The 12,478-nt window shown below is 59.0% G+C and carries 10 protein-coding genes and 1 pseudogene; 3 read left to right on the top strand and 8 right to left on the bottom strand.

Going from position 1 to position 12,478, the window contains the following annotated elements; all coding sequences use genetic code 11:
• Positions 1–9: 9 nt before the first annotated feature.
• From aceF to NTD86_RS07925, 3 genes are all read right to left on the bottom strand, one after another.
• On the bottom strand, positions 10–1,314 hold the full coding sequence (gene aceF / locus NTD86_RS07935; RefSeq protein ID WP_262201635.1) for a dihydrolipoyllysine-residue acetyltransferase: 1,305 nt from the start codon (positions 1,312–1,314) through the stop codon (positions 10–12).
• 82 nt (positions 1,315–1,396) lie between these two features.
• Complete coding sequence (mdeB, locus tag NTD86_RS07930; protein ID WP_262201633.1) at positions 1,397–4,087, bottom strand: alpha-ketoglutarate dehydrogenase; 2,691 nt, start codon at positions 4,085–4,087, stop codon at positions 1,397–1,399.
• A 102-nt stretch (positions 4,088–4,189) separates the two neighbouring features.
• Positions 4,190–5,230 carry a D-cysteine desulfhydrase family protein gene (locus tag NTD86_RS07925; RefSeq protein ID WP_262201631.1) on the bottom strand — a complete coding sequence of 347 codons (1,041 nt, stop codon included), beginning with the start codon at positions 5,228–5,230 and terminating at the stop codon, positions 4,190–4,192.
• A gap of 186 nt (positions 5,231–5,416) precedes the next feature.
• On the opposite strand from NTD86_RS07925, the gene NTD86_RS07920 reads away from it, so the two are divergent.
• Positions 5,417–6,331 (top strand): LysR family transcriptional regulator, encoded by a 915-nt coding sequence (locus NTD86_RS07920; RefSeq protein ID WP_262201630.1) that lies wholly within the window; start codon positions 5,417–5,419, stop codon positions 6,329–6,331.
• On the opposite strand, the gene NTD86_RS07915 is transcribed toward NTD86_RS07920, so the two are convergent.
• On the bottom strand, positions 6,279–7,232 hold the full coding sequence (locus NTD86_RS07915) for a LysR family transcriptional regulator (protein ID WP_262201629.1): 954 nt from the start codon (positions 7,230–7,232) through the stop codon (positions 6,279–6,281). The two genes, NTD86_RS07920 and NTD86_RS07915, sit on opposite strands and share 53 nt — an antisense overlap.
• 127 nt (positions 7,233–7,359) lie before the next feature.
• On the opposite strand from NTD86_RS07915, the gene NTD86_RS07910 reads away from it, so the two are divergent.
• On the top strand, positions 7,360–8,667 hold the full coding sequence (locus tag NTD86_RS07910; RefSeq protein ID WP_262201628.1) for an MFS transporter: 1,308 nt from the start codon (positions 7,360–7,362) through the stop codon (positions 8,665–8,667).
• A 29-nt stretch (positions 8,668–8,696) separates the two neighbouring features.
• Positions 8,697–10,187 carry a M81 family metallopeptidase gene (locus NTD86_RS07905; protein ID WP_262201627.1) on the top strand — a complete coding sequence of 497 codons (1,491 nt, stop codon included), beginning with the start codon at positions 8,697–8,699 and terminating at the stop codon, positions 10,185–10,187.
• A 51-nt stretch (positions 10,188–10,238) separates the two neighbouring features.
• Here the strand turns inward: NTD86_RS07905 and NTD86_RS07900 are convergent, their stop codons facing one another.
• From NTD86_RS07900 to NTD86_RS07885, 4 genes and pseudogenes are all read right to left on the bottom strand, one after another.
• Positions 10,239–10,916: a glutathione S-transferase family protein gene (locus tag NTD86_RS07900; protein ID WP_262201626.1), complete on the bottom strand. Its 678-nt coding sequence runs from the start codon at positions 10,914–10,916 to the stop codon at positions 10,239–10,241.
• Between the two features lie 22 nt (positions 10,917–10,938).
• Positions 10,939–11,550, bottom strand: coding sequence for a TetR/AcrR family transcriptional regulator (locus tag NTD86_RS07895; RefSeq protein WP_262201625.1), 612 nt, complete (start codon positions 11,548–11,550; stop codon positions 10,939–10,941).
• Between the two features lie 131 nt (positions 11,551–11,681).
• Positions 11,682–12,206, bottom strand: a pseudogene (locus NTD86_RS07890) (aldehyde dehydrogenase family protein); the annotation flags it as partial.
• 41 nt (positions 12,207–12,247) lie between these two features.
• Positions 12,248–12,388, bottom strand: coding sequence for a hypothetical protein (locus NTD86_RS07885; RefSeq protein WP_262201624.1), 141 nt, complete (start codon positions 12,386–12,388; stop codon positions 12,248–12,250).
• Positions 12,389–12,478 lie beyond the last annotated feature (90 nt).

Below are 12,478 nucleotides of genomic sequence, written 5' to 3'. Positions count from 1 at the left end.
CGTGTTCCCTCACAGGGTAATTCGACGGAAATCAGCTAAAAGCCCCGCCAGATGCTGAAGGAAACGCGCCGCCGCAGCGCCATCGACGACGCGGTGATCCCATGAAAGGGCCAAGGGCAGGATCAGGCGTGGTGCAAACGCCTGGCCATCCCAGCACGGCCGGATTTGCGCCCGGGTGACCCCGAGAATCGCCACCTCCGGCGCGTTGATAATCGGGTTGAACCCCGTACCGCCAATCCCTCCCAGACTGGACACGGTGAAGGTGCCGCCGCTCATGTCGGCAGGTCCCAACTTGCCATCCCGAGCCTTTCGGGCCAGCTCGGCGCATTCGCTGACTATCTGGGCGATGCCCTTTTGGTCGACATCGCGGATCACCGGGACCACCAGGCCATTGGGCGTGTCTGCCGCAAAACCGATGTGGTAGTACTGTTTGACGATCAGAATCGGCTCGCCCTCTTCGTCGCCCAGCGAACTGTTAAACGCCGGGAACGCCTTCAACGTCGCAACCGCCGCCTTGATCAAAAACGCCAGCAAGGTGTACTTGACCGCCTCCTTGCCACCTTCCTGATTGAGCTGCTGGCGAAACGCTTCCAGCTCGGTGATGTCCACTTCCTCGTTGTTGGTGACATGGGGAATCATCACCCAGTTACGCGACAGGTTGGCACCCGAGATTTTCTTGATGCGCGACAGCGCGACCTTTTCGATCTGGCCAAAACGCGCAAAATCCACTTCCGGCCACGGCAACAGGTCAAGCCTGCCGCTGTGACCGGCTGGCTGTCCGGGGCTGTGCAGACGCACCAGCGCGTCCTTGACGAAGCGTTCGACATCCTCGCGCAGCATGCGCCCGCCCTTGCCAGTGGCCTGCACCCGCGAAACATCGACACCCAGCTTGCGCGCATAACTGCGTACCGAGGGGCTGGCATGAGGTGCTCGAGCCGATGCGTTGGCTGGCGCTACGGTTGCAGGTTTTACCGCCCCAATAAGCGGCGGTTGCACGACTTCACGGGCACCCGACTCAGCTTGAGTCTCCACGAAGCTGCTTGCAGCCGGTTGAGCGGCAGGCAGCGTGTCGACAGCCACCTGCAACGTCAGGATAAGGCTGCCTTGGGATAACCGGTCGCCTTCTTTGATATTCACCGACACCACAACCCCGGCCTCGGAGCTGGGTACATCCATCGAGGCCTTGTCCGACTCCAGGGTCAGCAACGGATCATCGACAGCCACTGTATCGCCCGGCTTGACCAACACCTCAATCACCGGAAGGTCTTTGAAGTCCCCGATGTCAGGGACCTGGATTTCTCTGATTTCACTCATGACTTACCGCCGCCAGCAAATGGTCCGGCTCCGCGTTCGCGGAGCGGAGGGAGCGCTTATCGAGCGCATGGAAAGACAACCGTCAGCACGTCCAGGGCGCTGGGCGATCACCGTCCAGCCCATAACGCGCAACGGCATCAGCCAACACCTGACGCGGCAGGCGGCCGTCACGCACAAGCCCGTCCAGGGCTGCCAGGACCACGTGGTGACGGTCCACTTCAAAGAAATCGCGCAACGCTGCACGGGTATCGCTGCGGCCGAATCCGTCGGTTCCCAGCGCTATAAAGCGGGCATCCACATAGCTGGCGATCAGTTGTGGCCAGGCGCGAACGTAGTCGGAGGCGACAATCACCGGCGCATCACCGGTCAAAGAAGCACTCAGATGGCTGGCCTGTTCCGGCTCGGCAGGATTGAGCCGGTTGTGGCGCTCGACCTCCCGCGCTTCGCGAGCCAACTCGCTGAAACTGGTGACACTCCACACCTCGCTCGACACCTGCCAGTCAATCGCCAACAGTTCGGCGGCAGCGATCACTTCGCGCAGGATCGTCCCGCTGCCCAGCAGGCGAACCAAACCACGAGAGGTATCGGCTTCGGTCTGCGCATAGCGATACATGCCGCGGATAATCTGCTCTTCAACCCCGCATGGCAGCGACGGCTGGGCGTAGTTCTCGTTCATCACGGTGATGTAGTAGAACTCGTCGACATCGCGTTCCATCATCTGGCGCATGCCATGGTCGACAATCACCGCCAACTCGCCGGCGAATGCCGGGTCGTAGGCTCGGCAGTTGGGTACGGTGGCGGCCACCACCAGGCTGCTGCCATCCTGATGCTGCAACCCTTCGCCGCCCAGGGTCGTTCGCCCGGCGGTGGCGCCCAGCAAAAAGCCTCTGGCACGCTGGTCGGCGGCGGCCCAGATCAAGTCCGCGACGCGCTGGAAACCAAACATCGAGTAATAGATGTAGAACGGCAACATCGGCTTGCCGTGGGCACTGTAGGAGGTCGCCGCCGCCACCCAGGAAGACAAAGCCCCCGCTTCGGTGATGCCCTCTTCCAGCAGTTGGCCGTCACGGGCTTCACGGTAATAGAGCATCGAACCGGCATCTTCCGGCTCGTAAAGCTGGCCCATTGGCGAGTAGATGCCGATCTGGCGAAACAGGTTGGCCATGCCAAAAGTACGCGCTTCGTCCGCCACGATCGGCACGATACGCGGCCCCAGTGTCTTGTCCTTAAGCAGGCCGCCAAGCATGCGCACCACCGCCATGGTGGTGGACATTTCTTTGCCGTCCGCCTCGAAGGCAAAACGCGCGTAGTCGGCCAGGTCCGGCACACCAATAGGCTCGTGGCCTTTGTTGCGCGCAGGCAAGTAGCCGCCCAACGCCGCCCGGCGCTCACGCAGGTAGCGCATCTCCTGGCTGTCTTCGGCCGGGCGATAGAAGCGCAACTGCTCCACATCGTCGTCAGACAGCGGCAGTGCGAAACGATCACGGAACGCCTTGAGCGCCTCGACATCCAGCTTTTTGGCTTGGTGCGAGGTCATGCGCGACTCACCGGCGCCGCCCATGCCATATCCTTTTTTGGTCTTGGCGAGAATCACGGTGGGTTGCCCCTGGTGCGCCTTGGCAGCGGCGAACGCGGCATACAGCTTGCGCAAGTCATGACCACCGCGCTTCAAGGCATCGATTTCGGCATCGGACATGTGCGAGACCAGCGACTGGATCTCGGGGTCTTGCTGGAAAAAGTGCAGCAAGTTATAGGCGCCGTCCTTGGACCCGAGTGTCTGGTATTGACCATCGACAGTCTGGGCGAAGCGTTGCAACAGAGCGTTGTGGGTGTCACGGGCAAACAGGGGGTCCCAGTCCGAGCCCCAAATCACCTTGATCACGTTCCACCCGGCTCCGGTAAATAGCGCTTCAAGCTCCTGTATGACCTGACCGTTACCGCGCACCGGGCCGTCCAGACGTTGCAGGTTGCAATTGACGATAAAGGTCAGGTTGTCGAGTTTTTCCCGCGCGGCCAGCGTGAGCCCGGCAATGGATTCCGGCTCGTCCATTTCGCCGTCACCAAAGACTCCCCAGACATGGCGCTCGGCAGTGTCGGCCAGGTTGCGGTGTTCGAGGTAACGCATGTAACGCGCCTGGTAAATGGCACTGATAGGGCCAATGCCCATCGAGCCGGTGGGGAACTGCCAGAAGTCTGGCATCAGCCAAGGGTGCGGATAAGAGCTCAGCCCATTGCCACCGACCTCTTGCCGATAATTGCCCAGTTGCTCTTCAGACAAGCGCCCTTCAAGGAACGCCCGGGCGTACACACCGGGGGCCGAATGCGGCTGGAAAAACACCAGGTCGCCGCCATGCTGCTCATCGCGGGCACGGAAGAAGTGGTTGAACCCCACCTCGAAGATTTCCGCCGCAGAGGCATAACTGGCGATATGCCCGCCCAGTTCCCCGTAAGCCTGGTTGGCCCGCACCACCATGGCCAATGCATTCCAGCGAATGATCGAGGTAATCCGTTCCTCGACCGCCAGGTCGCCTGGGTAAGGCCCCTGGCGTTCAATCGAAATAGTGTTTCGATAGGCCGAGTACGGATGCACGTGCGCGGTGATGCCAAGTGCTCTTGCGTGTTGCTCTAACTGTTTGAGTAAAAACTGCCCACGTTCGCAACCATCGTCGCGAACGACGGCTTCCAGCGACTCCAGCCACTCCTGCGTTTCATCGCGATCCGTATCAAGCGGGACGATTGAACCCGCAGCCGAACGTTCGTTTGGCGCATCCATAGCGATCTCCTTATTTATTATATTTAGCCAACGGCTGGGCGGCCGGGACTGTCATCGCAGCCCGTGTACGGGCGGCAATGGCAGGTTTTGCGTCAAGTCAGGTTATTCAGATGCCTGGGTGAAGGTGTCCCGGTAGGCGTACAGTCCCGGGGTGCCACCCGTCATCACGAACAGCACGTTATCGCCTGAGCGATAGCGCCCTTGTCGCAAGTCAGCGATCAGACCGGCGAAGGCTTTGCCCGAGTAGACCGGATCGACCAACAGCCCTTCACAACGGGCCAACAGTTGCACTGCCTCAATCATTGCAGGCGTCGGCAGCCCGTAGCCCTCGCCCAATTGGCTGCCATCGATATTGATGGCCTGCTGCGCAAGCGTTGTCGGATGGCCAAGCAATGCGAGGGCTTCTTCGGTCAACTGCCGGGTCTTGAGTACAGAGGTGGGTTGATCGGCCAGAACCGACCACGACCTGACGGTGCCAGCTCCCCGCTCCAGCAGTTCGAAGCCCGCAGCAAGCCCGGCGTGGGTGCCCGCACTACCGTTGGGGATGACTACTTCGGTGAATTGAACATCCAGCTCGGCCTCTTGCCGGACTATTTCTGCTGCGCAACGGGCGTATCCCAGGCTGCCCAACGGGGTGGAACCGCCGGTGGGAATGACCAGGACCTTGCGCCCGGCAGCACGCAGTTCAGTGGCCCGACGTTCGGCGGCGGCCAGCGAATCGGCGCCCTTTTCCAGCACTTGCAAACGGGCACCAAACAGGTGATCCAGCAGCACGTTGCCATTGAGTTCGTAATCGGTGTCTGCCTTGGGCACCGAGCGAGTCAGGATGAGTTCGCAAGCGATGCCCAAGCGGCCACAGACAGCTGCCGTCAGACGCGCATGGTTGGATTGAATGCCGCCAACGGTGATGATCGTATCAACGCCGTCCTCCAGCGCTGCGCCCAAGTGGAACTCCAGCTTGCGCAGCTTATTGCCGCCACCGCCGATGAGCATGTGGTCATCGCGTTTGAGGTAAAGACTGACGCCCTGCTCGCGCAAGCCCAACTGTTGCTCCAGCCGTCCGGCGCGTTGAATGCCGGTGGCACCTTGCAACAGATCCGCACGGCTGAAAGCGCTCAAGGCCTTGTCCAGTCTGGTTTGCATGTGATGTGACCTCATCGCTTATGTGTGTTCTTAATTAATATAGGAACAAACCAGTGGGTAATAAACGCACTGAAAGTTAGTACTTGTATAACCTGAGGTTCGTAATCGATGCTGACTGAACGTTTGGCCAGCAATTGAGCTATAAGGTTTTTCAGATTTTTTGGGCACGGCCAGAAGGCATTTTTGATGAGCAAACTCAGGCAAATGGAAGTTTTTGTAGCCGTGGTCGAGGCCGGTAGTTTTGCTGACGCCGCGCTACAGGTGGGCATGTCCGCAGTCATGGTGGGGCGATACATTCAGAGCCTTGAAAAGGCGTTGAACACCAAGCTGATACAGCGCACAACCCGCCGCCAGTCGGTCACGGGCGAAGGCCGCCTGTTTTACGAGGAGTCAAAAATCGCCCTCGAGCAGATCGAGTTCGCCTTCAGCCGGGTCGAAGCCTCGACCGCCAACCCCAGCGGCCTGCTTCGTGTCACGGCGCCGATGACCCTGGGGAGCGCGTTGATCGGTCCGCTGGTGACCGAGTTCATGCAGCTTTACCCGCAGGTACAGATAGAGCTGATCCTGAGCAACAAAGTGGTGGACCTGTACGAAAGCTCGTTTGATCTGGGCTTCAGGATTTCTGAGCTGGTGGACGCCAATCTGGTTTCAAAACCTCTACCGCCCTACCGGATGCTGATCTGCGCGGCCCCCAAATACCTGGAGAAGTGGCAGGAGCCGCACACCCCGGAAGAGCTCTATCGGCACAACATCCTCACCCACACGTCCTGGAACAATCGCTTTGCCTGGCCCTTGAAACACGGCAATAAAGAAGTGCCGTGGCCTGAGCGGGCGGTGCTCAAAAGCAACGATGGCAAAGTCCTTCTGGAAGCGGCGATTGGCGGTTGCGGGATCTTGATGCAACCCGACTTTCTAGTGGCGACGGCGCTGGCCAACGGTGAGCTGGTGACCATCATGAATGCCTGTTTACCGGAGCCCAAGCCGGTTCAAATGGTGTATTTGCGCTCCAAAAAATCCCTGCCGAAGCTGAATGCTTTCGTCACGTTCATCATGGAGCGGCTGGGCTTGAACGGGCCGCCTCCGGCTCAAGGTCAGGGTTGAAAATAAAGGTCCGTTGCTCGATCCACTTGAGAAGCTCTTCAGCCCCCACCGACTGGGGCTTCTTGAGTTTGACCAACAGTCGGGCATGGACATTCTGAAACAGCGGGTGATCGATCGAGCGCGTCACCAGCGCACCGCTTGCCCTGTCGTTGAATGCCGAAAACTCGCTCATCATGGTGACCGCGTCGCCGCTCATCACGTAACGCCTGAGGGCCGTGAGCGAGTTGGTGACCATGGCCGGCCGAATGGACAGGTTTTCGGTGTGCAGGACGAGCTGGATGATTTGCCCCAGGCCGTACTCCGATGGCATCACGGCCAGCGGGTAACGCAGGATCTCGTCCAGCTGCAACGGTTCACTGAGCTGCGCCAGCGGGTGATCGGCACGCATCAATAACCGCACCGGTTGCAGCGAAGAGGCGCGATACGTCACTTCGGGGTGCGCCGGAGGATTGTAGGCCAGGCCAAAACTGGCGGCGCTTTGCGCCACTTCCTCAAGCACGCTGTTGACCGGCAATACGTCCAGGGTGATGCGAATGCCGGGGTAGGTGTGGGTGAAATCACTCAAGACCTTGTCGATCAGCACGTCGATGAAGCCTTCGCTGATGACAATGCGAATATCCCCTTCCCTCAAGCCCTTCAGCCCTCGCAAGCGGTCCTCGAGATGTTCTTGCTGGGCCTGGCAGCCACGCCAGAACTCCAGGAGAAACTGCGCTGCTTCAGTGGGCACCACACCGCGTGCCTGTCTTTCAAACAAGACAGCGCCAACCTCTTCTTCCAGCAGTTGGATTTGCCGGGTAATCACTGAAGGCGCGGTGTTTAGGTTCTCGGCGGCCCCGCGAATGGAACCGCTGGACAGCACCTCATAGAAATAACGCATGCGGCGTTGATTCAAATCTCTCACAGACCACCCACTGAGTTGAACTCTGTTGCTTTCAGGGCAACGCTAACATGAAAAAGTTGCTCTTGCTCATGGGAGGATTCCACTTGAAGATCCTTCAAACAATAAAAAAGCGACAGCGGAGAGCAGTATGCAGAGCAGCATCAATCCATCGCGCGAGCTATCGGCCATCTATCGCAAGATCGACTGGCGGTTATTACCTTTTTTGCTGGTGTGTTACTTCGTGGCGTATCTGGACCGGGTGAACGTGGGGTTCGCCAAACTTCAGATGCAAAGCGATCTGAACCTGTCCGATGCTGCGTATGGCCTGGGTGCCGGTATCTTTTTTATTGGCTACGCGCTGTTCGAAACGCCGAGCAACTTACTGCTGCCCAAGATCGGCGCCCGCAAGACGCTCAGTCGCGTGATGATCCTGTGGGGCACGACATCGGCTTGCATGATGTTCGTTGAAACAGAGCGCGCCTTTTATGTCTTGCGCTTTTTTCTCGGTGTGTTTGAGGCGGGTTTTGCGCCGGGCATGCTGTTCTATCTGACTTATTGGTACGGCCGCGAACGCCTGGGGCAAGTGCTCGCAATCGTCATGCTGGCCGCTCCGCTGGGCGGGATATTTGGCGCACCGCTTTCGGTCTGGCTAATGACCACCTTCGAGGGTGTGCACGGGTTGTCCGGGTGGCAATGGATGTTTTTCCTGGAGGCCATCCCCGCTGTGCTGCTGGGTGTGATCGCGCTAAAGGTGCTGAGTGACAAGCCCGCCACCGCCCCTTGGCTGGACGACAGCGAGAAACTGGCGCTGGAGCGACACATCGGCACTGGCCGGGGCGATCACCATTCGTTCAAGCAGGTTCTGAAAGACCCGCGGGTTTACCTGATGGCCGCCGGGTATTTCTGTCTGATTTGCGGCATCTATGCCATGAGCTTCTGGCTGCCGACCATCATTAAAGAGTCCGGCATTCACGACACCATGCAGATCGGTTGGTACTCGGCCATTCCTTACATTGGCGCAATGGCGGGCATGTTGATCTTTGGCCGGACCTCAGATCGTTTCTATGAGCGTCGCTGGCACACCGCCGTACCGGCATTGCTCGGGGCAATTTGCCTGACCGCCTCGGTGTTTTATAAAACCAACTTCGCTGTATCCCTGCTGATGCTGACCCTGGCCACCACCATGATGTGGGCCGCCTACACCGTGTTCTGGGCAATTCCCTCGCAGCATCTGAAAGGTGATGCAGCCGCCGGCGGCATTGCAATCATCAATACCATCGGGCTCACGGGCGGATTCCTCAGCCCCACACTGATCGGTTATGTCAAAACCGCCACCGGTCATTCCGACTCGGGCCTGATGGTCATCGCGCTCATTCTTCTGATCGGTGCCGTGCTTCTGGCGGCCAATAAACCGGAACACCCCCGACTCACCGCAACGACTTCCCAGCCCGTCTAAATCAATTATAAAAAGGTGTCTTTACTGCCATGACCTATCGAATTCTGGTCGCTGGTTTCCAGCACGAGACAAATACCTTCGCGCCTTCCAAAGCGGCCTACGAAAACTTCGTCAGAGGTGAAGGGTTTCCGCAAATGGTCAGAGGCCAGGACCTGTTGAAGTTACGCGAGGTCAACATCCCGGCTGGCGGCTTTTTGCTTGAGGCCGAACGCCTGGGTTATGACGTGGTTCCGGTGATCTGGGCCGGGGCCAGCCCATCGGCCCACGTCACCCAAGAGACCTATGAGCGCATTGCCGGTGAAATCATCGAGGCGGCGGCCAACGAAACCATCGATGGCATTTATCTGGACCTGCACGGCGCCATGGTTGCCGAACACACCGACGACGGCGAAGGCACGCTCCTCAGTCGACTGCGCGCGGTCGTGGGGCCGGAGCTACCGATCGTGGTGTCACTGGACCTGCACGCCAACGTGACCGAAGTGATGCTCGAGCAAGCCGATGCCATGGTTGCTTTTCGCACCTACCCCCACGTGGACATGGCCGACACCGGCGTCAAGGCGGCTCGGTTGCTCGACCTGCGGCTACGCTGCGGCAAGCTGCATTGCGCCCACCTGCGGCTGCCCTTCCTGATTCCAGTCAATGGCATGTGCACCCTCCTCGATCCTGCACGCAGCCTTTACCTGCAATTGGCGCAGCTTGAGTCCGAAGACTTGTCACTGTCCTTCACGCCGGGTTTTCCTGCGGCGGACTTCGAAGAATGCGGACCGGTCATCTGGGGCTATGGCTTGCACTCACAGCCGTTAAACCAGGCCGTCACCACCCTGTATGAGAAGTTGGTCAGTGAAGAATATCAGTGGGAAGTGCCCCTGCTGCTGCCGGACGAAGCCGTGCAGCGGGCGATGGCCCTGGCTGAGTCGGCACAGCGCCCCATCGTCATTGCAGACACCCAGGACAACCCCGGAGCGGGCGGCGATGCCAACACCATGGGCCTGCTCAAGGCCCTGATCAAACATGACGCGCGCAACGCCGCCGTGGGGCTGATCTACGACCCGGCAGCCGTTCAGTCCGCCATTGCCGCAGGGCTTGGCAGTGTCATCGACATCTCATTGGGCGGGCAATCTGGCGTGCCGGGTGACTCGCCTCTGCGCGGGCGCTTTCAAGTGACCCACCTGTCCGATGGCCGTTGCCGGTTCGAAGGGCCTATGATGAATGGCATGGACGTCGATGTCGGCCCCGTTGCCTGCCTGAAGATTGGCGATGTGCAGATCGCCGTCAGCTCCAGCAAATGCCAGATGCTGGACCGTACCCTGTACCGACTGGCCGGCATAATTCCTGAAAAAATGAGCGTACTGGTCAACAAAAGCTCAGTGCATTTTCGCGCCGACTTCCAGCCCATTGCCGAGCACGTGCTGGTAGCCAAGGCACCCGGCCCGATGACTGCCGACCCCGCCGACATCCCTTGGACAAGGCTGCGTGACGGGATCCGGCTAAAGCCCAATGGGCCGGTATTTCATCACTGAATCAGAAAGGACGCCTTGAGCAGTACCTGCAGTTAAGTAGCGTCGTGCTGTTTAATGCGCGATCTGCGGGAACATCGCTTTGCGAGCATCAGCGTCCATTTCAGTCTTGTAAGTGTGCTGGGTCTTCAGTGCCTCAGCACGCTGCGCGGCCGGTCGGGTATTGATCTCATCTAGAAGACGCTTGACGTTTGGCAGCTTTTCCCAGGCGTTCTCACCCAGAATGAACGGGACTGCGCGCGCCCAACCCCATACCGCCATATCGACCAAGGTGTATTCGTTGCCCAGCATGTACGGGCTGTTGGCCAGGCGATCATTGATAATGGACCAGTGACGCCAGGCTTCGTAGTTGTAGCGTGTGACGGCATAGTCTTTGGGTTCAGGGGCAAAATGCTTGAAATGCACGGCTTGCCCCGAGTAAGGCCCAATCCCGGTGGCAACGAACATCAACCAGCTGTACATGTCACCACGTGACTTGAGGTCGCCGCTCGGTAGAAACTGGCCGGTTTTCTCGGCCAGATACAGCAACATGGCATTGCTGTCGAACACGATAGCGTCGCCGTCCACCATCGCGGGCGTCTTGGCATTCGGGTTTATCTTGAGAAACGCAGGATCGTGCTGCTCACCCTTGCGGGTATCGACCGGAATGAGCTCGTAGGGCAAGCCCGTCTCTTCCAGAAACAGCGCAATTTTTGCGGGGTTGGGGGACGGGTGATAGTAAAACTGGATCATGGGGTGACTCCATACAGTGAGCTTAGTGAGCGCAGGAAGGGGCCAGGGGCGGCAAGCCCAGGCTGTTAAGTGCAACATCAATGGCTTGTGTCAGGTCTTCGGGTTCCGGGTTGACGCGCGCCAGGACCCTGATGCCCAGCAGAACGCTCAACAGGTGATTGGCACCCCGACGAACATCAACCGCGGGTACTCCACCCTGCTGGTCATGAAATGCAGCCAAACGGTCCTGGAAAAAACGCCGAATAGTCTCTAACTCACTGGCCACGGCCTGACGCAAGTCCGGGTCTTCGGCTGTCACTTCAAGGGCCGAGTTCACCAGCAAACAGCCACGATGAAGGGGATCGCTCAGCGAACGCTCAAGCACCTCAGCAAAAAAACCGGTAATCGCCCTACCCGCGTCCGACAAGGCCTCAAGGCGTCGGATTCGATCACGTACGCTGCATTCCAGATAATGTTCAAGAGAGCGACGGTACAGGCTTCGCTTGTCGCCAAAGGCGTTGTAGAGACTGGGCTGGCTGAGGCCGGTGCACTTCACCAGATCCCGGGTCGAAGTCCCCTCATAACCCCGCACCCAAAAGGCATCAACGGCTGCGTTGAGAATGAGTGCTTCATCGAATGTACGAGGACGGGCCATGTTCCACAGGTGCTCTTGAGGTGTGTTGCGGACCTTATCATAGGTTTTGTATCAGTCGACATAAAATTAATGACAGGTGTCCGCGTGAGGGGCATTGCGACCCCTCACCTCTGCGTTCGAAGCTGGCGTAATCAGTGTGCGATGCACACCGACTTAAGCTCCGTATAGGCCTCGATCACCATGCGCCCGAATTCACGCCCCATGCCCGATTGCTTGACGCCACCAAACGGCATGGCCGGGTCAAGCAGCACATGGGCATTGACCCACACGGTGCCGGCTTCAATGCGTGGCACCAGGTTCAGCGCCTTGGTCAGATCGTTGGTCCAGAGGCTGGCAGCCAGGCCATAGCGGTTATCGTTGGCCAGATTGATGGCGGTATCTTCATCATCAAACGGCATTACGGCCAGCACAGGTCCAAACACTTCCTCGCGGGCAACCGCCATGCTGTGGTCAATGTCCGCCAAAATGGTTGGCTGCACATAGAAGCCCTCACCTTCTTGCAACTCACCACCCGACACCACGCGTGCACCTTGCTGGCGGGCCAACTCGATGTGCTTGAGCACGCTGAGTTGTTGTTTGCGCGACACCAGAGGGTTGATCGCTGCCTCACAGTTCATACCTGCACCGATCGGCAATACCGAGACAGCACCCGCTATGCAGCGTTATCTGATAAAACTCAGCGCTGGATTTTCAATAGTTATGGTAGCCGCGCCATATCCACATGCACTTGCCGAAGCTCGCTCATGTCCACGAGTTCGGCGCGATTGGGCAGCAAGAACTTAACGCTATCACGCAACAGGGCCAGCACCGTTTCGTAAGCAGCCTGAATCCCCGGCATGTCCTCGCGCACAAAGGGCAGCGAGGCCCAGAACTGCTCCAGCGCCTGGACTGCACATTTCAGCGTCTGAGCTCTATCCGTTACCCCCCC

The sequence above is a fragment of the Pseudomonas sp. 7P_10.2_Bac1 genome (assembly GCF_025465935.1).
GTDB lineage: Bacteria > Pseudomonadota > Gammaproteobacteria > Pseudomonadales > Pseudomonadaceae > Aquipseudomonas.
Note: the sequence above shows the minus strand (reverse complement) of the source record. Positions and strands in the feature narration are given on the sequence as shown.